Origin of the sequence: Gracilibacillus halophilus YIM-C55.5, assembly GCF_000359605.1 — a bacterium.
GTDB classification, from domain to species: Bacteria; Bacillota; Bacilli; order Bacillales; family Amphibacillaceae; genus Gracilibacillus; species Gracilibacillus halophilus.
The window spans coordinates 35,618-56,286 of record NZ_APML01000012.1 but is presented as its reverse complement, the minus strand read 5'-3'; the positions used below and the strand labels follow the sequence as shown (position 1 = coordinate 56,286).

Here is a 20,669-nt window from a genome sequence, read left to right as displayed (position 1 = left end):
ACATTAATCGGATTTTTATTCACCAATCAAAAGTCAACTACAACAATGGATTGCGAGCTTTCCTAACTATACCAAGGCATACCTGCCTGTTTTAGTCTGCGAAAGTTGAGTAACAGAGCAACACCATACACTAGTACACTAGATAATTGGCTGATAAAACTCATATTTGTATGGGGCCAATATATGATTCCAGCCGTAAAGGTGATAATCGCTTGACTCATTCCTGATATAACGTCGGTGTATCTTATATTGTATCATTGAACTAAATAACGTTAGAGCAAATGCAAATATTAGGAAAAAACATATATAACGATAGGATTCATTAACTATGCACCACCTCCTCTCCAACTTTCCTATACATAAATCCATTTATGAGAAGTATGACACCCGCGAGTATGGCTAGTCCGATTTTTATATTACCTACATTTATATTCATTAGGAGCGCAATGAAATTAAGGCTTAGTATGACAGCTGATAAAATAAAACATATAATAGAAATTTCTTTATTTTTATTTCTTTTTAGGTTTTTCATTCGTTATATTCCTCCTGTACATATCGCTCAATAGATTTCTGCTGACAGAAAAATGACCATGAATAAAGTAGCTATCTCTCCATTCACTGTATCATACCATACATTTCCATACTCTAAAAATGTTTTTCTTTTAATTAATGCATGCTAATTGTTCCACATAAGATATTGATTTTGTTTGAACACGTGTCTTTACATATGTAATAAATGATGTATAATAGAGCCCGTAATCAAATTCGTGAGGTGAAACCAATGAACAACAAAGAGAAAAAATGGGGACTATTTCTTTTGATCATCGTGCTTTCTGCCTACATCATTCCGTATACGCTCTTATCTGATGTGACGAAGTGGTATGGGAGCTATTTCCTTTGGTGTGTGTTCGGTTTGATTGCAATCATCGCAAACTTTTTTTTAACAAAAGATTGGGGTGATGAGGAATGAGCACGATGCTTGTATGGGGAATCATTATTGTTTATGTCATTACGGCGGTTATCATTGCGTTTTTATCAAAACAAGGTAATCAGAAAACAATGGCGAGTTACTTTCTTGGGGATCGGAAATTGAGTGGTTTTGTATCAGCACTCAGCTATAGTGCGACGACATACAGTGCGTTTATGCTCGTTGGTTTAGCAGGATTGACTTATAGTGGCGGTGTAGGTGCGTTAGGTTTTGAAATGATTTATTTTATGGGGGTATCCCTTGTAGCGATATTCGGGCCTCGTTTTTGGTTAGTAGGGAAAAAATATGGCTATGTAACACCATCTGAAATGCTAGGAGATCGCTATCAAAATAAATGGGTGGCTGTCGTCACAGCGATATCTAGTTGTATCTTTTTAATTCCGTATAGCGCCGCACAATTGTCGGGAATCGGTTATTTATTACAAGGTGTGACCAATGAAGCCATTCCTTTTACGACAGGGGTGATGATTGCGACGATTCTTGCCCTCGTATTTTCATATATTGCTGGCATTCGCTCAGTTGCTTGGACGGATTCACTACAATCATTGATTATGATCATTGCTTCAACAATCGTTGTCGTGTTGATTGTCAATCAATTGGGTGGCATTTCCGGATTTTTTAAGCAAATTGAGTCCACCGACCCCCAAGCCTTAGCGGTACCTGGGAACGGTTATTTTGATTTTTGGACATTTTTAGGATTAACGATTCCGTGGTTCTTCTTCAGCATTTCGAATCCACAGGTTAGTCAACGTCTATATATGCCCAAATCAATGAAAAGTTTACGTCAAATGTTACTTGGATTTTTAGCATTTGGCTTTGTCTATACGATTGTTTCAGTTGTCTGGGGCTTTTCTGCTTCCATGTTGTTTCCGGATTTAGAAAATGCTGATTTGGCAACAGCGACATTACTAGCATCAGAATATATCCCATCTGTATTAGGGATTGTCGTGATGGTCGGTATTATGGCAGCTGCGATCTCAACCATTGATTCGATTATGCTAACTGTATCATCATTATTTTCTCGCGATGTTTATAAAAATGTGAAAAAGGATACTTCAGATCGCAAGCAATTATTGATCGGAAAATTATTTATTCCTATCATTGCAGTGGCCGCATTTTTATTTGCGCAATTAGAACTCGATTTAATTGCTGTATTATCAGTCGCATCATCTGCTGGTTTGATTGTAGTTGTGCCCGCGATTATCGGTACGTTCTTTTGGAAACGAGGAACCGCTACGGGTGTGATCACGAGTGTATCAATGACGAGTTTGCTAGTGATTGGCTTAGAAGCTTTTTCGTATCAACCATTTGGATTAGCTTCTGGGATATGGGGGATTGTCGTATCAACGATTTTGTTTATTGGCGTAAGCTTACTTACGAAGGCACCTGAGAAAAAAGCGGATGAATTTTTATCATATATTCAGGAACGTATGAAGTCGTAATCTACTCGATTGCGGCTTTTCTTTTGTTTTTTCTAACCGTTGATTCAGTTGCGAAGCTTTACTTTTCACTGAATGTTCAGTAAAATTGTTCAAGTGCGAGTTGATATTTACCTAGGTAAATAATCGAGAAAGGATCGATTAAAATGGATGTGAGCAACCTTTTTCATTTATACAATCAAAAAGCACGACTATTGTCTAAAGCGTTAAATGAAACATTAGAGACATTTGGTTTATACGCTTCGCAATGGACCATTCTATATACGCTTTATCACAAAGGACCGATGATACAAACGGATATATGGAGGTATCTTCAGGTAGAAGCGCCGACGGTTACGAGAACACTGACGCGGATGGAGAAAGCCGGATGGGTGATTCGTAGAGACGGTACAGATAAGCGCGAAAAGGTGATTGAGTTAACGAATCAAGCGATTCATAAATACCCAGAAATAAAAGAAGCGATTCGTAGCAAAGAAAATCAGTTTATTAGTGCCTTATCGAATCAGGAATTGGATCAATTGCGCAACATTTTAGAAAAACTCTACATAGAGGGAGAATAGCTATTAAATATGAATCAACCGATTTGGACGAAAAATTTTATCAGTGTATCACTCGTTAATTTATTTATATTTACGACCTTTTATTCATTATTGACGACATTACCGTTGTATGTGATTTATCAGATCGGGGGAACAGAAGCGCAAGGTGGGTTAGTAGTTACGGCGATGCTGATTGCTGCAATTATCATGCGTCCATTTTCCGGGCAATTGCTTGAGCGATTTGGCAAAAAGCGGATGCTTATTGGAAGTGCCATTGCTTTTGCGATAACGAATATAGGTTATTTTTGGATGGATCAATTTGACGCATTGATGGTGTTACGATTTGTTCACGGCATTTCATTTGCGATTGTAACAACAGCCACTTCAGCCATTGCGGCAGATATCGTACCTGCCAAGCGTCAAGGTGAAGGGTTAGGGTATTTTACGATGTTTATGAATGTAGCTGTTGTGATCGGGCCATTTATTGGTTTAACTGTGACACAATATTTCACCTTTACGGCGTTATTTCAAGTGTTATCGTGTTTTGCCTTTGTAAGCATCGTATTTGCTTTGTTATTAAAGGAACCTGAGCAAGAAAAGAATACGAAGCCAGCGTTTGCTATGTCATTACAGGAATTATTTGAGTTTCGAGCCCTACCATTTTCTTTCATTGGTCTATTGGTGGCTTTTGCGTATTCTGGTATTATTTCTTTTATTTCTGTATTTGCGAAGCATCAAGCTTAGAATCCGTATCCAGTTATTTCTTTCTAGTGTTTGCTATTACGATGCTAGTGACGCGCCCGTATTTAGGGCGATTATTTGATTTGCGTGGTGCAAAAATCGTGATGCTACCATGCCTAATGATTTTTGCGATCGGCCTCGCATTACTAAGTGTTTCCACAACACCTTGGTTATTTTTACTAGCAGCAAGTATTATTGGCATCGGTTATGGTTCATTGCTTCCATTTCTATTGTCATTATCAGTGGAACGGGTAGCTATGGGAAGAAATAGTCATGCGACAGCTACCTTTTTTACGTTATATGATGTAGCATTGCCATAGGATCTTATATATTAGGAACTGTAGTCACTTTCACTGGATTTACGGCATTATTTACCTATTTAGCGCTATTTGTTGTGTTCATTTCCATTGTTTTTCATATGGTTTATCAACGAATGAAGCAAAACAAATAAGGCTTTTAATTGTATGTCAATGATTTATCGCTTACAATAGTTGTTAGAAAATAAAATGCCCGAAATGAAAGGTATATATGAAGAATGGGGGAGCTTTATGGATAATCAATCTGCTGAATCAAAAATATATGATGCAGAAAGCGAAGTTATCAGCGCAATTGCTGAAACGATGGATCTATACGGAGTCCCGCCGTCCATAGGCCGTCTTTATGCAACGATGTATTTTAATCATAGCTCAATGACCCTAGATGAAATGAAAGATGAGCTGGGTATGACAAAACCGAGTATGAGCACAGCGGTACGTAATTTGCAAGATATTCATATTGTCCGAAAAACGTGGCAAAAAGGCTCGAGAAAGGATCATTTTGTAGCAGAAAAGGATTTTTTCAATTACTTTAGTCGCTTCTTCGGCAGTAAATGGAAGCGAGAAGCGGAGTTGAATTTGTCTGCTATTAAAGAAGCGCAAAAAGAGCTACAACAAGTGATGGAAGATGACAACCTTGATGAAGATGTCATTGAAAGAGCGAAGCTAGATTTTGAACAGTTAGAGGATTATAAGAAATATTGTCATTGGCTTCAAAAACTTGTAGCTTCCCTCGAGTCTGGTGAAATTTTTGAATTGCTACCCAAAGATAATGTTTAAACATTTGAATAGTTATGAAATTGGAGCATTAAATAGCCAAAGCGTTTAATGCTCTTTTTGGTTGTCTAGGAGATTGTCATATTCAATTATTGTGGATAGATACGAGTCAAACGGAGATATCACTAGTAGCTGTTAGCCTCGAAAAAGCATGTACGAGTCAAACGGAGAAATCGCAAGCCACTGTTAGCCTTGAAAAATAAAGTATGGCTCATTTTCCGAGAATCTTCACATATATTTCATCAAGTTTTTGTTATCCCCTTTATGTCTAGACTTTGCTTAAATTTTTCATAAAAAGTTTGTTAGATTTTCTGACAAAGACGATGACGATATGAACACATTAATAGTACGATGTTTAATAACAAAGGATGTTAAAAATATTTACATGAAGGGGAATTGATTATTATGGCTAACACAATTGCACCTGATAAACAGGTAACGAGAGAGGAATTATTAAAACGAATTGAAAAGGAGATTGAAACCAAGCATGTAGAACTTCTGCATTTGCAATTTGTTGATATTGAAGGTGCCTTAAAACAAATTACGGTTACATCGGATCAAATCGATGATGTAGTAGAAGGAAATACGATGTTTGATGGTTCTTCCATTACAGGGTTTACACCTATTAATAATTCAGATTTATACTTATTACCAGATTTAGAATCCTTTGTAGTGCTACCATGGACGGAAACAGAAGGATATTCAGAAGCGCGATTTTTATGCAGTATTACGAATCCGGATGGTACGTATTTCGAAGGTGATCCAAGAAGTATTTTGAAAAAGACGGTGGATGAAGCAAAAGAAAAAGGATATTCCATCAATGTTGGACCTGAATTAGAATTCTTCTTATTCCAAACAGATGATAAAGGACAGCCTACAAAAGAATTGCATGACCTTGGCGGGTATTTTGAGCCAGCACCTTTTGATTTAGGTGAAAGAGTGCGCTTAGAAGTATATTTAACCTTGAAGAAGATGGGCTTTACTGTGGAAGCAAGTCACCATGAAGTGGCGCAAAGTCAGCATGAGATCGATTTTAAATTCGCAGATGCATTAACGACAGCTGACGATGCAACAACATTTAAATGGGTTGTAAAAACCATCGCACAAAAATTCGGTTTACATGCTACATTTATGCCTAAACCAATATTTGGTGAGAACGGGAACGGAATGCACGTGAATATGTCCTTGTTTGATGAAAAAGCAGGTGAAAATGCATTCTTCGATCCGACTGATGAGCGTCAATTATCACAAGAAGCATATCAGTTTATTGCAGGACTATTAACACACGTACCATCATTTACGGCATTCACGAATCCGCTTGTTAACTCTTATAAGCGACTCGTTCCAGGATATGAAGCACCTTGTTATATTGCTTGGTCGTCTTCAAACCGTTCTGCACTTGTGCGTATTCCAGCCAATCGTGGCCCTGCAACACGTGTAGAAATTCGTTGTCCTGATCCTTCAGCTAATCCGTACTATGCGTTTGCCGCTATTGCAGCAGCTGGCTTAGATGGTGTAGAAAACAAGCTAGAAGCACCAGAAGAAACGGAGTTAGATATCTTTAGTATGGAAGATGAACAACGTAAAGAGATTGGTATTGATAATTTGCCAACGACATTAGGTGAATCGATCCAAGCATTAGAATCTGGAAAAATTGGCCGTAAAGTATTGGGCGATTACGCATTTAATGAATATCTATCATTGAAAAAAGCTGAATGGGATAGCTATCGAACAGCTGTCACCGAATGGGAATTAGAACGTTATCAATCGAAGTTTTAATCAACCCAACCATTCAAAAAGATTGAGAAAAGCCTGGATTCTTTAGTGATTCAGGCTTTTTTCATTCGATATGATGATTGCATGAATGTTATGATATTGAAAAAGAGTTGATGAACAGAAGGAAGGGGTACGACGTGGATCCATTAGATGTCATGTTGCATTTGGACAGAGTAAAACCCTATTTTCAGGCTATTTTAAGTGCGGATAGCCATCAAGTCACTGGTTATGAAGTACTTGGTCGTATTGAACAAAATGGTCAAATTACTAGTTTAGGGTCGTTTTTTCATGATCCGCATGTTCCAGAAGAATTTAAGATGGAAGTCGATCAACATATTCAATCAATTGCAGTTGATGTATTTAAACAAGTGAATCCTGATGCGTATTTATACATGAATATTCAAGCCAATTACGTAACAATGAACGGTAAGTATGACTTGGTTGAACAGTTTCTAGAATATCAAGACAATGGGATGGACTTATCGAAGATTGTTCTGGAAGTGACAGAGCAAGACTTTGACGGTGATATGAGTCAATTAACCAATGCGTTAAAATATTTGCAAACGTTAGGCGTACAAATAGCGATTGATGATCTAGGAAAGGAGCAAGTAATTTAGACAGAATCAGTCTATTAGATCCAGATGTATTGAAAATTGATTTAAAAGCATTACAACAACAATCCACACCCGTTGCTTTTCATAGTGTAATCTATTCGTTATCTCTACTTGCACGAAAATTAGGGGCTGAATTGCTTTTTGAAGGAATCGAGACGAACTATCAATTTCATTATGCGTGGCGGAAACATGGCCGTTACTATCAAGGCCATTTTATATCAAAACCACTTCCTCATTTCATCGAACAGGATATATGGAAAGATCGTGTAAAAAGTGATATCCGTCAGTTTATTGATGTAGAACAATCAAAACTGACGAAAAAATACCAGTTGGCTCAAAAGCTGAATGATCAAATTGCGCGCTTAAGTCACGAAAATAAATGGGAATCTGACTTAAATGAGCGCATTCTCTTCATCGCTGAACAGATGGAAGATGTTTGTTTTCGAATGTATATTACTGACGTAGAAGGTTATCAACAAACAGCGAATGTGATAAAAGCAAATGATCTTTGGACGTATGATTTTTCAGCGCAAATGAAAAACTGGAGTTGGCGTCCGTATTTTATCGAAAATGTCATTCGGATGAAACAAGACCAAACTGGTATTTTATCTGATTTGTATAGCGATATTGAAACAGGGGAAATGATTCGGACGTTCTCTTACCCGCTAGAAAAAGACTTATTTTTATTTTTAGACATGTCGTCGATGTTTTTAGACCAACATGAATATTTATTATGGTGAATTATCATCTCTGCTTGCTGAAGCAGGGATTTTTTTATGTAACAAATATGCTTTTTTCTATCATTGCAAAAAAGTCTTATTGTCTGTAAAGAAAGAACGGCGTATAGTACAAATGACTGAACAGGATGGAAAGGAGTTGGGAAATGAAACTAAAGCCATTATTCTTTCCGAAGAGAGAGGGAAACAATCGGGGAGTGACGGTCACTTGGGGCGTTCCGTGGAAAAAAGGAGAACTTCAACCGACAGATGTTATGCAGCTAATGGATGAAACTGAAATGAACTACCGTATGGAAACTTGGTGGAATGCATTTTGGCCAGATGGATCGGTGAAATGGTCTGCTCATACAGCAGTGGTCCCGTCCACTGTGCAGACATTAGAACTGAGCAAAGCAGACGTGGAGCATTTAACAGAATCAGACATTTCAATCAATGAGCAAGGAGATAAATGGCAAGTGCAGGCAGGTCGTCTTGCTTTTGATATTTCAAAGCAAAGCCAATTTTTTATACAAAATGTTACGATTGATGAAAAAAGAATGATAGAAGCAGGAAAATTACGTTTGCTTACCGAAGAATGTTTTACCGAGCACAAAGAAGTTTGGTTCCGTCAACATGATTGGGAAACGAAAATTATAGATGTGATCTTTGAGCAGGTAGGTTTATATCGTACTGTGATAAAGCTAGAAGGCACCCATCTTTTCGGTGATGAGATGAGACTTCCATTTTCGTTGCGTTTATATGTGGAACAAGCACAGCCGACGATTCGTTATGTGCATACATTTACAATCGATGGTTCATCTCGAATCAATGATATCGATGAAAAGATTAAAGGGATCGGAGTTGAGTGGAAAGCCCATGTAGAAGGAAAACCTTATAACCGATCGATTCGTGTGGCAACAGAAAATGGTTGGTATCAAGAAGCAAGCCAATTGCTAACATCACGTAAATATAAAAATCATCAAGTCTATCAACAACAAATCGCTGGGCAATTGGTGTATCCCACAAAGGAAACGGAGCAAATATTTGAGCAAGGGGAACAAAATGCCATATGGAACGATTATAAGTTAAGTCAGCGAAGTGCTTCGCATTACCATTTTACCAAAAGTACAGCTAGAACGAAGACGTATATTGAAGCTTTGAGCGCCAAACGAGCAAGGGGAGGAATGTACATTGGTGGTGACAATGGAGGACTTCTTGTCAGCTATAAAAATTTTTGGCGCAAATACCCATCCGAATTAGAAGTGCGCGGTTTAGCGAAAGATAAGTCATCAGTTATTACTTGGTTCTGGCCACCAGATGAGCCTGCTATGAATCTTGAACACTATACGGATCAAACTCATGTGGAGAGTGCTTATGAAGGATTTCACGAATGGCGCGGTAGTCCTGTGGGTATCTCGAATACGAGTGAAGGAGCAATCACGTTATTTACAGCACCTCCATCATCGTCATTGTTAGATTTTCATTTAGACATTCACCAAGAAAGGCCGTTATTGATTTGTGATCCATCCTATTATATTGCAACACAAGCATGTGGACCAATTTCAGCGCCTGATACTGACCATCCAGTGGCGAAAGAAGTGGAAGCAACCATCGATGAGGTGATTCAATTCTATAAATCTGAGATGGATCAACGAAATTGGTACGGGTTTTGGCATTATGGGGATGTGATGCATAGCTACGATTCCGTTCGCCACCAATGGTATTATGATCTTGGTGGATTTGCATGGCAAAACAGTGAACTTGTTCCTAATCTATGGTTATGGTTTCAGTTCTTTAGAAAACCGAGTGAATCACTTTTTCAATTTGCTGAAGCGATGACGCGACATACGAGCGAAGTCGATCAGTATCATAGTGGCCCTGATCAAGGGTTTGGCTCGCGACATAATGTTACGCATTGGGGCTGTGGCTGTAAAGAAGTGAGAATTAGTATGGCATCGTTGCATAAGTATTATTTTTATTTAACATCAGATGAACGTACTGCGGAAATATTGGATCAAGTGAAAGACGTTGACCAACGAATCGATCATTTGCCACCGATGCGAGACTTTTATGATCAAAAAGGTTCGCTCATCCCTATTCGAACCGGACCTGATTGGACATCGTTTTTATCGAATTGGTTGTATCAATGGGAACGTCGCCAAGATCAGTTTTATGAAGAAAAAATTAGAAACACCATTCATGATATAAAAGAAGCACCATTACAGTTATTATCAGGTCCAGTATTTTATTATGATCGTAAGCGAACGAAGCTCATTCATATGGGAGATGGAACACTAGGAGACTATCATATGATTGTTGCTTTTGGTGGACCACAAGTTTGGCTAGAATTAGATGAACTGTTACAAGATTCAATATGGAGTGAAATGTTAGCAACGTTTGGACATTTTTATTTGCTTTCTGATAAAGACATGCGAGACCAAACACAAAATCGATTATATAAAGAACATTTTCAATGGCCAATGTTTGCAACAGGTATCGCTGCCTATGCAGCACATTATTTTCAAGATCAAAAATTAGCCGAAAAAGTATGGGACTTATTATTAGTTGAATACCGATTGAATCTCCAAAAGAACCGTATCAAATCATGGAAACAAGACGAAGAAATGCCAAACTTATCAACAAATGCAGCCTCACAGTGGTGTTTAAATGCGATGATGTGCTTAAAATGGATTCCTTATGCATTGCCGGCCGAGTAGCGAGTGGCAAAAAAGTGATAAATAAACAAAGAAGTGATAATCATCATTCATACGACGAATCAGTGTTGTGAGAAAGCGATTTGATCGTGTGACAAAAAAGTATGATTGTCGGAAAAATGAAAGCGTTTTATTATAAGGGTGTCACGTTACAAAATAAATCTTGTAACGGATAATCTTTGATTGGGAGGGGAAACGAGAATTTGATGTGTACGAAAGTAAAAAAAGTGAAAAAGGGGAGAAAACAAGATGATGAAACGTAAGAAGAAGTTATGGTTGATTTTATTTAGCTGTTTGTTGATGGTTATCTTGATTGGATGTAACTCAGATGACGAAGCTTCCAATCAAGAAGATACAGATGGAACAAATAACGACGAGAGTCAAGGAGAAAATAATCAGACAGATGAAGAACCTTTTGATATTTCCATCATGACAACTTCCTTTTCACCCGAGCCTCCAGAAGAAGATAGTCCAGCCTGGGAAGCTATCGAAGAATTTACCAATACGAATTTAGATATTACATTTGTCCCAAATAGCAATTATGATGAGCGATTTAATATTACATTAGCATCTGGTGAGTTGCCATCGATTATTCTTACCGGGAAAACACCGAGTTTTATTAGCGCGGTGGAAGACGGTGCATTTTGGGATTTAACCGACTATGTAGATGAGTATGAAAACTTAAGTCAAATGAACGAAATTGTGAAGAATAACATTTCTATAAAAGGTCGCATTTATTCATTGTATCGTTCGCGTCCACTGGGGCGTAAAGCAGTAACCATTCGTAAAGATTGGTTAGACAATCTAGGAATGGAAATGCCACAAACTATCGATGAGTTTTATGATGTAATGTATGCCTTTACACATGATGATCCTGACGGCAATGGAAAAGACGACACGATTGGAACGGTCATATCTGAGTATGAAGGTCCTTGGGATATTATGCAGACATGGTTTGGTGTTCCAAATAAATGGGGCATAGATGATGAAGGTAAATTATATCCGCATTTCCAAGACCCACAATATCGAGAAGCACTCGATTTCTTTAAGAAAATGTATGATGAAGGGCTTGTCAATGAAGATTTTGCTGTGATGGACCCTGCGAAATGGCATGATGAATTTGTCAATGGACGTGCAGGAACAGTGATTGATGTAGCAGATGCTGCAAGTCGTAATCAAGATAATATGGTGAAGGAAGATTCTTCTCTTGAAGGTAGTGTTGATTTATTTGGTGCTGTAGAAGGCCCTGAAGGTTTAACACATTTACCAACCACTGGTTATAGTATGATGTTTGCAATATCAAAAACCGCTGTTCAATCAGAAGAAGAATTACACAAAGTGCTTGAATTCATGGATCAAATGAGTACAGAAGAAGGGCAAAACCTAGCCTTTAATGGTGTGGAAGGAAGACATTATGAAATCGTTGATGGAGAGTATACACCATCAGATGATCAAGCTTTAATTTATGAACACGAAGATTTAAACCAGCTACTAACCTTTATCCCAGAAGAACGTCATTTAACGGAACCATTACAAGAAATTGAGAAGAAAGAGGAGCAAGTCATGAAAAATAATGAAGAAATTGTTGTCGAAAACCCAGCAGAACCATTGGTATCAGAAGTGTATGGTCGCCAAGGAGAACAGTTAGACAATATTATTCTTGACGCTCGTGTTCAATATATTGTAGGACAAATTGATGAAAGTGGTTTAGATGAAGCGGAAGAACTTTGGATGAATTCAGGCGGTAAGGAGTACATTGAAGAAATTAATCAATTATATCAAGAAGCACAAGCAAATCAATAAAGATTGACCGAATTACTCATCAGGCAACGGGATTCTCATACTCGTTGGGTACATTCCGTTGCTATATACTTTAACGCTAGATCACCGCTGATGCATATGAAGGGGAAAAGGGGGAATGACGACGTTGGGACTCTTAAGCCTGAAGTCCAAAAAGAAGATCGTTAACGAAGAAGAAGGAAGCAACCAAGTCTCAAAAATGAAATTGTTGTTCAGAAACCGTTATTTATATTTGTTGTTGCTTCCAGGTTTGATATATTTTCTTTTGTTTAAGTACTTGCCGATGTGGGGCGTGTTAATGGCCTTTCAGGATTATTCACCGTTTCTCGGGTTTTGGGAAAGTAAATGGGTTGGTTTTGATCACTTTATCAATTTCTTTCAAAACCCAGACTTTTTTCGTTTGTTGCGCAATACATTAATTTTAGCTTTCTATGATTTAATCTTTTTCTTTCCGGCACCAATTATTGTTGCTTTATTGCTTAATGAAATTAGGGTGCAATTTTTTAAGCGAACGATACAAACCTTGGTATATGTACCACATTTCATGTCTTGGGTAATTATTGCGAGTATTACTTACGTTTTTTTGACGACAAGTGGTGGTGCAGTCAACGCGATCGTTGAATACTTTACAGGTGAAACCATTAATTTTCTTTCAAGTCCTGATTGGTTCCGACCAATGATTATTGGACAGGTAATATGGAAAGAAACGGGTTGGGGAACGGTTATCTTCTTAGCGGCATTAGCAGGGGTTAGCACGGAACAATATGAAGCAGCGATCATGGATGGCGCTGGCCGCTTTCGAAGAATGTGGCATGTGACCTTACCTGCCTTACGCGGTACGATCATGATTTTATTAATTTTACGACTTGGTAATTTCTTAGACCAAGGGTTTCAACAAATCTATTTGATGACAAACTCTCTAAATCGCGAAGTGGCTGATGTATTTGATACGTATGTATATTTTGTTGGGATTACCCAAGGTGCATTCAGTTATAGTACTGCCGTTGGTTTGTTTAAAGCCGTTGTTGGGATTATTTTAATTTATGGTTCTGACTATTTAGCGAAGAAAATGAAACAACCTGGACTATTTTAAGAGGGAGGTTCGTATATATCATGCACAAAATGCATAATACACCATTAGGAAGAGTTTTTGATGTCTTTAACCATATTATTCTACTATTAATGGGGTTAGTGACATTTATTCCGTTTGTTTACGTGATTGCCGCTTCCTTTGCAACAGAGGCAGAAATTGCAGCTCGACCATTTTTCATTATACCCGATACCATAACAACAGCTGCGTACGAATATATTTTCTCTACCAATACGTTCGTTCGTAGTATGGGCGTATCCGTATTAGTTACCGTTTTGGGGACATTAGTGAGTCTGGCATTAACATTAACGATGGCTTATCCGTTGTCTCGACGAAACTTATTAGGGCGAAATGTGTTATTAAATTTAGTTGTATTTACGATGATTTTTAATGGTGGGATGATCCCGACTTATATGGTTGTTCGAAGTTTAGGCTTATTAGATTCATTATGGGCGCTTATTTTGCCAGTAGCGATTAATCCATTCTATTTAATTATTGTAAAAAGCTTCTTTCAAAATTTACCGGAAGAATTGGAGGAATCAGCTCGGATTGATGGGTGTTCTGACATGGGCGTTTTTTGGAAAATTGTCCTCCCGTTATCTAAACCAGTCATCGCTACATTTACATTATTTTATGCCGTTTTTTATTGGAATGACTTCTTTAATGCACTACTCTATATCAGTGATAGTGCCAAATGGCCGATTCAGTTATTGTTACAACAGTTAATGATGGTCGCAAATGTCGATTTTGGTGAAATGGATACGATGTTAGCTGATCCACCGGAAGAATCATTGAAAATGGCAGTTGTCGTTGTGGCAACGGTTCCCATTTTATTATTTTATCCGTTTCTACAGAAGCATTTTGCCAAAGGAATATTATTAGGATCTGTCAAAGGGTAAAAAGAAAAACACGACTTATTCCCTATATGATAACGCTTACATTTTTGGTAGAATGTGTGAATAAGAATTGGAGGGATGATGGGAGGATCGTTCGTCATGATCAATTGGTTGAAAACAAGATGGCAAAGCGCTTTTTACAGAAAAAGTTTTCTATTAATTTTATTGATTGCGTCAATACCTGGGGTGATTTCTGGGATTGGTATTTATTGGTTTGGTTTACAATCCACAGAGTCAGAATTACGTGAGATTCATGCGGAAGAAATTGATGAACGAGTCAAAAATATTGATGAGCAATTTAATTATTTAGAAGAGTCATTGTCATATTGGGCGTTTGAGCCATCATTTCAATCAAAGATTATGCAACTTGATTTTATCGATCAATTTCAAGAAACGAGAGAAATTAAGAAGAAATTGTTGATATTAAAAGGGAGTCATCCGTTAATTCATAACGTTGAATTGTTTGTCAACCGTCATGACCCCGTATTGTTTTCACCATATGTTACGAATGTAGAGGATCAACAACATTTGCGTGCTTATCAATCCATCATTCAAGCCTCTAAAAATGTGACGTGGGAACAAGCAGAAGTATTTTCGAAAAATAAAAAATACCAAAATGAGATGACATTAACTCATCAAATCCCTGGTGTAAGTAATGATCCTTTTGGCGCTATTATTGTGACGATTGATCAAACTACACTCGCTAGACAATTGGAAACCTTAACACCATATAGTGATGGGGTTTCGATTTTATTAAATGACGAAAATGATGTATTGTTGTCAAGTTCAGATTTTAATAACCAGTCATTTATTTCAGAGTTGCAAGAGCGAAAGCAAACGATAAATGGTGAGAAAGAGTCATTTCAGATCGATTGGAATCATCAGACGTATTCTGTTTCTTTCGGATCATTTGACCGGATTGGTTCTGAATGGACCTATGTATCCGCTGCGCCCATTTCAGCGATTACTTCACCGATTGTTACGATATCAAAAGTCATTCTCATATCTAGTTTATCGGTACTTGTCCTAGCTTTTATTATGACATTTCTTGCGTCAAACCGTTTGTATCAACCAGTGAAGCGATTGACATTGAGTTTACCAACTGGAAGTAACTGGTTCGGTACAAGTAAATACCATGATGAATTTCAACAGATACGTGATTCTTTCTATGAATTGTCGACGGAAAGAGAAAAGTTAGAAGAACGAATGTCGGCACAAGTCCCTCAATTAAAACAACATTTTCTGATGCAATTAGCAAGGGGCTATTTCTATGATTATGATGAAATCGAGTTACGAAAACGAATGAATAGTTATGGTTGGGAAACATCGGATCATCATTTTTTATTCATTGATTATCAATTAACAGGTTTATATGAAGCTGGTACAGCAGTAGATGATGATGAAGGTTTACTTACATTTGCCATGGCGAATGTAATGGAAGATGTCGCTAAAGATCATATACATCAGTATACCGTCCTCAATGCGTATGATTTATCCGCTAGTATGTTTTTATTGGTACCGAATGAAGATGCTAATGTTAATCATCAAATTCATTTGATAGCTGATGCGGTGACAAAAACAATCAATCAATTGTTACATCTTCAAGTAACGGTAACCGTGAGTTCGGTGGCTGATCGTGTGAAACAAATTCCGCAATTATTTGAGGAATTGGAGCGTGGGAAGCGTTACCGGGAATTTGGTAATAAAAATCAGTTGATCTTTTTAAATGAGTTAAATAACAACAGGGAGATGGAAAAACTGATTTATCCTTTTGAATTAGAAAAAGAAATGATTCAGTGTATTCGACGTGGTCATACGAATGAGGCAGAAGCAATCATTCGGCAGTTTTTCAATCATTTGTTGGACCGTGGGTTGAATGAAGTGAACGTGCAATCAAGTGTAATGCAACTTTATAGTGCTATTCAACACGAAATGCTTCAATCTGGACTCGACTTAGCAGATTTATTTGAAGGGCGAAATATGTTTGTCGAGTTGCAACAAATACGTGAAAGGGAATGGATGATTCGTTGGCTGATCGGAGAAGTTATACAACCGTATGTCCTTTTCATGGAAGATAATATGAATATGGAAATGAAGCGGCTTGTTGAACAGACACTTCAATATATGAAGAAATATTACATGGAGGATATATCATTGGAAAGCTGTGCCGACTTTGTTCATACGACACCTTATTCGTTAAGTAAAGCATTTAAAAATATTTTAGGCATAAACTTTATTGATTACTTAACAAATATGAGATTAGATCAAGCAAAAAGACTTCTCATAGAATCTAACGTAAAGATTAGTCATATAGCAGAACAAGTTGGATATCGCCATAGTTATTTTAACCGAATTTTCAAAAAGCATGTTGGTGTCCCGCCTAGCCAATTTCGAAAGCAATATGCGCAAACGTCTTAGGGGGTTGATCAGTTTTGACTAAACATTTATGGGAAACATTCCAACAACCCGAATCCATTTATTCAGCAATGCCTTTCTGGTTTTGGAATGACAGGTTAACGAAAGATGAAATCAAACGACAGTTACTTGCATTCAAGGAAAAAGGAATTGAGGGATTTGTATTGCATCCTCGGATCGGATTACCGGACGATCTTCCATATTTATCGGATGGTTTTATGGAATTTGTATCGTTTGCTGTGAAACAAGCGAAAGCGCTAGGGATGCATGTGATTTTATATGATGAAGGTATGTACCCTTCAGGATCGGCAAATGGAAAAGTCGTAGAGACGAATCGAAGCTTTGCTAGTCGCGGGTTAACATTGAAGACATACGATATTGATCAAATCAAACAACCGATTCGGCTTCAGGATGATGATCGTTTAGTCGCTGCATTTTTTGTTCGTCCAAATGATGATGGTTCGATTGAAACGCAGCATGTCACTTGTTTGTATCCGTTAAATACAGAAACGATGACGTTGAAAAATCAAGAACTATGGATTGCAGAAAGAATTCAAGAAGGTTTCTTTCAACGACGAAACCCGAATGAGTGGAAGGTCCTTTTGTTCATAGAAACGTATTCCAGTGGAACCATTCGTGGGCTTCATGATGATCAAGATGATGGTGAGCCCGATGCACCTCGCTCCGCTGATTTATTAAACCCAGAAGCTGTCGATTGTTTCATTCAATTCACGTATGAACGGTATAAAGAAGTTGTAGGAGAGGATTTTGGTGATACCATTTTCGCATTTTTTACCGATGAACCAAATATTTTAGGAAGAAATGCAAAATCAGGACTCATTCCTTGGACAGATGGATTAGAATATGAATTTTATGCAGTTGGTCACCATGTGGAAGATTTAATCGGCTTGTTTTATCCGTTTTCAAATAAAGAAGAAATGATTCGTAAAAATTATCAAACCGTCGTACATAAACGTTTAGAACAGAGTTACTATCAACCGATTTATCAATGGTGTGAAAAGAATCAATTAAGTTTAACTGGTCATCCAGCAGAAAGTGAAGATATTGGTGTGTTATCGAATTTTCATATTCCGGGACAGGATGTTGTTTGGCGATGGGTGGCACCAGAGGATGGAAAGGGCGTGACAGGTGCTCATTCTACAGCAGCAAAATGTGCAGCAGATGCGGCAAGACACAATGGCAGACGGAGAAATATGAATGAATTCCTTGGAGCATGTGGAAGAGATAACGATTGGGATTTGTCGGCAGATGATATGAAATGGTATATCGATTGGTTGGCCGTGCGTGGGTGTAATTTGTTTGTACCCCATGCATTCTATTATTCAATTGATGGGAAAAGAAGTCACGAACGTCCACCTGATGTTGGATTACATAATACGTGGTGGCCGTATTATCACTCGTTTAGTTTGTACATGAAACGATTAAGCTGGTTATTAACAGATAGTATAAATTTGAGTCAGATAGCGATTATTGCAGAGCCTGATCATCTTCCCACGGATGTAGCAAAAATGTTATATCAGCATCAAATCGAATGGAATTATTTAGACATGAACCATTTTTCAAAAAACGAAGTCATGATCGATCGAGATGAATTAGTGATTCAACAGCAACGTTACCACATGCTCATTATTGACGAGTCTATACGTGCACATATACCTACATCCGTTCAAACTGTTCTTGATCAATGGAGTCGTCAAGGCGGTCAAATTGTTCAAATGAGTGGGGAAGAACAGTCAGTTTTGCCCCATGCAACAATAGTAACAAACCGTGAAGAGGTTTTGGATAAAATCAGCGAGAAACGGGAGCAATTGATGTCTATTCAATTTCACCATCACCAACCGGACGTACGAGTGACTTCCCTACACAAAGATGGGCACTATTTTCATTTACTTGTCAACGAAGGAGAAGATATGATTGATGATTACGTTTGGTTCCAACAGACAGGTAAGGTCGAAATATGGGATGCGTGGTATGGTGTAAGGAAATTACCTCGCTATTCTCGTGAAGGCAGTCTTCATATCTGTCTTCATCGTAGAGAAAGCGTGATTGTTTACGTAAATCCATTTATGGAAGAAACAGCGTCACGTGTTTTTCATCATCGTGTCCATGAACGAAACAAACTCATCCCGTGGCAAGCACCCACCCAACAATCAACAGAACAAAATATTTGGCCGTATGAACAATTATTCGACTGGTGTGAGTGTTTTGATCATTTCACGGGTAGCTTTGTTTATCCATTTTCCTTTCAATTACAGCGGGGCGAGATCAACCAAAATGAAGACATTTGGGTGCATTTAGGAGAAGTGCATCAATTAGCTGAAGTGACACTCAATGAACATTTCGTGGATGTGAAAATGTGGGCCCCATACAAAATCAAACTCCCTGTTCATTTACTTCAAGAAGGAGAAAATCATTTAGAAGTGAAGGTTACGAATCATATGACGAATCAGATGGATCATAAAAAGCGATGTTCAGGCCTAATCGGACCAGTGCAATTAGTCTTTCGAACGGGTAGGTGATTGTGTGAACAGTGATAGTTTTATGGGTCGATTTTATCAATTTGGAGAAGCTGTCTTATTTTTATTTTATGTTAATTTTCTGTGGATTGTATTTACCTTACTAGGTTTGTTCTTTTTGGGGATAGGTCCGAGCACAGTAGCGATGTTTGCCGTGTTTCGAAAATGGTCAATGGGTGAACAGGGATTTGCTGTGTTCCCTGTGTTTTGGAAATCTTATCGAGAAGAATTTTTAAAAGCGAATGGATTATTTTGGTTATTATTTCTATTTGGAATGATGTTGCTCGTTAATTTACATTATTTCGAAGTTAATGATCCAACCATCAATTTATTAGTAAAAGCGACTTTTATTCTCACGGCAATTTTGTATGGATTGCTGTTGCTTTATGTATTCCCGTTATATGTACATTATGATCGTTCCATCGGCCAATATATCAAAAATGCTCTCTTAATAAGTCTGTATCAGCCATTGCGAACGATGTATCTATTAGCCGCTTGTTTTGTTCTGTATTATTTATGGGTGACATTTTCGGTTTTCTTGTTTTTATTTGGTCCGAGTCTAACGAGTTTGGTTGTGATGTGGATTTGTTACCGCACTTTTATAAGGATTGAATATAAACAATCACTACTTGAAACGTCAAAAACGAATGGGATGAGTGAAGGGGAGATTCTTAGTGAAAAATAAACGAGCATTATATTTAATCGGTGATTCTACTTGTCAGACTTACACCGAAGATGAAGCGCCACAAGCAGGATGGGGACAGTTTCTCACAAGTTATCTATCGAAGGATATTGACATTCGTAATCATGCAATAGGTGGTAGAAGTACAAAAACATTTATTGAAGAAGGTCGTTTAGATAATGTGTTGCAACAGTTACAGTCAGACGATATGGTCACCATTCAGTTAGGCCATAATGATTCAACCAAAATAAGGCCTCATCGGTATACGGAACCATATCAAGATTACCAAGAGAATTTACACTTGTTCGTGAACGAAATCTATAAACAAAAAGCAACACCCATTTTGATTACACCTGTAGCAAGACTTCATTATGTAAATGGTGCGTTTTTAAGTGATTTTTGTGATTATTGTAATGCGATGAAAGAAGTAGCTGCAGAAACAAACACGGTACTCATCGATGGAATGGCCTTAAGTTTATCACACTTTCAGACGATTGGATATGAGCGAGTGCTCCCTTATTATATGGCTTATGTCAATGGGGAGGATTTTACACATTTCACAAAGAAAGGTGCCAGTCAAATCGCTTTACTCATATCTTTACAATTGAATGCATTGATTGATGACCATTAG

17 protein-coding genes and 1 pseudogene are annotated in these 20,669 nt (G+C 37.8%); 17 read left to right on the top strand and 1 reads right to left on the bottom strand.

What is annotated here, in order from left to right; genetic code table 11:
* Nucleotides 1–322 precede the first annotated feature (322 nt).
* A complete protein-coding gene (locus J416_RS02970) occupies nt 323–532 on the bottom strand; it encodes a hypothetical protein (RefSeq protein ID WP_003464472.1) in 210 nt (69 codons plus the stop codon).
* A gap of 249 nt (nt 533–781) precedes the next feature.
* Between J416_RS02970 and J416_RS02965 the strand changes: the two genes are divergently transcribed.
* The 17 genes and pseudogenes from J416_RS02965 (at nt 782) to J416_RS02895 (ending at nt 20,669) form a co-directional block, all read left to right on the top strand.
* Nucleotides 782–970 carry a hypothetical protein gene (locus J416_RS02965; RefSeq protein ID WP_003464469.1) on the top strand — a complete coding sequence of 63 codons (189 nt, stop codon included), beginning with the start codon at nt 782–784 and terminating at the stop codon, nt 968–970.
* Nucleotides 967–2,430 carry a sodium:solute symporter family protein gene (locus J416_RS02960; protein WP_003464467.1) on the top strand — a complete coding sequence of 488 codons (1,464 nt, stop codon included), beginning with the start codon at nt 967–969 and terminating at the stop codon, nt 2,428–2,430. The genes J416_RS02965 and J416_RS02960 overlap by 4 nt, the downstream gene beginning before the upstream one ends.
* 143 nt (nt 2,431–2,573) lie before the next feature.
* Complete coding sequence (locus J416_RS02955) at nt 2,574–2,987, top strand: MarR family winged helix-turn-helix transcriptional regulator (protein ID WP_003464464.1); 414 nt, start codon at nt 2,574–2,576, stop codon at nt 2,985–2,987.
* Nucleotides 2,988–2,996: 9 nt separating this feature from the next.
* Nucleotides 2,997–3,710: an MFS transporter gene (locus J416_RS14995; RefSeq protein WP_052000922.1), complete on the top strand. Its 714-nt coding sequence runs from the start codon at nt 2,997–2,999 to the stop codon at nt 3,708–3,710.
* Between the two features lie 41 nt (nt 3,711–3,751).
* Nucleotides 3,752–4,027, top strand: coding sequence for an MFS transporter (locus tag J416_RS15640; RefSeq protein ID WP_420805422.1), 276 nt, complete (start codon nt 3,752–3,754; stop codon nt 4,025–4,027).
* Between the two features lie 228 nt (nt 4,028–4,255).
* A complete protein-coding gene (gene cudC / locus J416_RS02945) occupies nt 4,256–4,801 on the top strand; it encodes a choline uptake/conversion transcriptional regulator CudC (RefSeq protein ID WP_003464461.1) in 546 nt (181 codons plus the stop codon).
* 402 nt (nt 4,802–5,203) lie between these two features.
* The gene (gene glnA, locus J416_RS02940) at nt 5,204–6,577 is read left to right on the top strand and encodes a type I glutamate--ammonia ligase (RefSeq protein WP_003464460.1); all 1,374 of its coding nucleotides are present in this window, start codon (nt 5,204–5,206) and stop codon (nt 6,575–6,577) included.
* A gap of 110 nt (nt 6,578–6,687) precedes the next feature.
* Nucleotides 6,688–7,355, top strand: a pseudogene (locus J416_RS14985) (EAL domain-containing protein); the annotation flags it as partial.
* On the top strand, nt 7,338–7,928 hold the full coding sequence (locus tag J416_RS14980) for an EAL-associated domain-containing protein (RefSeq protein WP_420805423.1): 591 nt from the start codon (nt 7,338–7,340) through the stop codon (nt 7,926–7,928). The pseudogene J416_RS14985 and the gene J416_RS14980, both read left to right, overlap by 18 nt.
* Nucleotides 7,929–8,071: 143 nt before the next feature.
* Entirely contained in the window at nt 8,072–10,621 is a 2,550-nt protein-coding gene (locus tag J416_RS02930) for an exo-rhamnogalacturonan lyase family protein (RefSeq protein WP_003464448.1), read from the top strand.
* Nucleotides 10,622–10,867: 246 nt separating this feature from the next.
* Nucleotides 10,868–12,421 carry an extracellular solute-binding protein gene (locus J416_RS02925; protein ID WP_003464447.1) on the top strand — a complete coding sequence of 518 codons (1,554 nt, stop codon included), beginning with the start codon at nt 10,868–10,870 and terminating at the stop codon, nt 12,419–12,421.
* A 196-nt stretch (nt 12,422–12,617) separates the two neighbouring features.
* Entirely contained in the window at nt 12,618–13,511 is an 894-nt protein-coding gene (locus tag J416_RS02920) for an ABC transporter permease (protein WP_240407245.1), read from the top strand.
* Between the two features lie 20 nt (nt 13,512–13,531).
* Complete coding sequence (locus tag J416_RS02915; RefSeq protein ID WP_003464445.1) at nt 13,532–14,407, top strand: carbohydrate ABC transporter permease; 876 nt, start codon at nt 13,532–13,534, stop codon at nt 14,405–14,407.
* 96 nt (nt 14,408–14,503) lie between these two features.
* Complete coding sequence (locus tag J416_RS02910) at nt 14,504–16,822, top strand: helix-turn-helix transcriptional regulator (protein WP_003464444.1); 2,319 nt, start codon at nt 14,504–14,506, stop codon at nt 16,820–16,822.
* Between the two features lie 14 nt (nt 16,823–16,836).
* A complete protein-coding gene (locus J416_RS02905) occupies nt 16,837–19,359 on the top strand; it encodes a glycosylhydrolase-like jelly roll fold domain-containing protein (RefSeq protein WP_003464443.1) in 2,523 nt (840 codons plus the stop codon).
* A 4-nt stretch (nt 19,360–19,363) separates the two neighbouring features.
* Nucleotides 19,364–20,041, top strand: coding sequence for a YesL family protein (locus J416_RS02900; protein ID WP_003464442.1), 678 nt, complete (start codon nt 19,364–19,366; stop codon nt 20,039–20,041).
* Entirely contained in the window at nt 20,031–20,669 is a 639-nt protein-coding gene (locus tag J416_RS02895; RefSeq protein ID WP_003464441.1) for a rhamnogalacturonan acetylesterase, read from the top strand. The genes J416_RS02900 and J416_RS02895 overlap by 11 nt, the downstream gene beginning before the upstream one ends.

Bases quoted from the DNA above. Each gene is read 5' to 3' on its own strand.
- J416_RS02920 (WP_240407245.1), top strand. From the start codon at position 12,618: ATGAAATTGTTGTTCAGAAACCGTTATTTATATTTGTTGTTGCTTCCA.
- J416_RS02915 (WP_003464445.1), top strand. From the start codon at position 13,532: ATGCACAAAATGCATAATACACCATTAGGAAGAGTTTTTGATGTCTTT.
- J416_RS02955 (WP_003464464.1), top strand. From the start codon at position 2,574: ATGGATGTGAGCAACCTTTTTCATTTATACAATCAAAAAGCACGACTA.
- J416_RS02970 (WP_003464472.1), bottom strand. From the start codon at position 532: ATGAAAAACCTAAAAAGAAATAAAAATAAAGAAATTTCTATTATATGT.
- J416_RS02925 (WP_003464447.1), top strand. From the start codon at position 10,868: ATGATGAAACGTAAGAAGAAGTTATGGTTGATTTTATTTAGCTGTTTG.
- glnA (WP_003464460.1), top strand. From the start codon at position 5,204: ATGGCTAACACAATTGCACCTGATAAACAGGTAACGAGAGAGGAATTA.
- J416_RS02960 (WP_003464467.1), top strand. From the start codon at position 967: ATGAGCACGATGCTTGTATGGGGAATCATTATTGTTTATGTCATTACG.
- J416_RS02930 (WP_003464448.1), top strand. From the start codon at position 8,072: ATGAAACTAAAGCCATTATTCTTTCCGAAGAGAGAGGGAAACAATCGG.
- J416_RS15640 (WP_420805422.1), top strand. From the start codon at position 3,752: ATGCTAGTGACGCGCCCGTATTTAGGGCGATTATTTGATTTGCGTGGT.
- J416_RS02910 (WP_003464444.1), top strand. From the start codon at position 14,504: ATGATCAATTGGTTGAAAACAAGATGGCAAAGCGCTTTTTACAGAAAA.
- J416_RS14995 (WP_052000922.1), top strand. From the start codon at position 2,997: ATGAATCAACCGATTTGGACGAAAAATTTTATCAGTGTATCACTCGTT.
- cudC (WP_003464461.1), top strand. From the start codon at position 4,256: ATGGATAATCAATCTGCTGAATCAAAAATATATGATGCAGAAAGCGAA.
- J416_RS02965 (WP_003464469.1), top strand. From the start codon at position 782: ATGAACAACAAAGAGAAAAAATGGGGACTATTTCTTTTGATCATCGTG.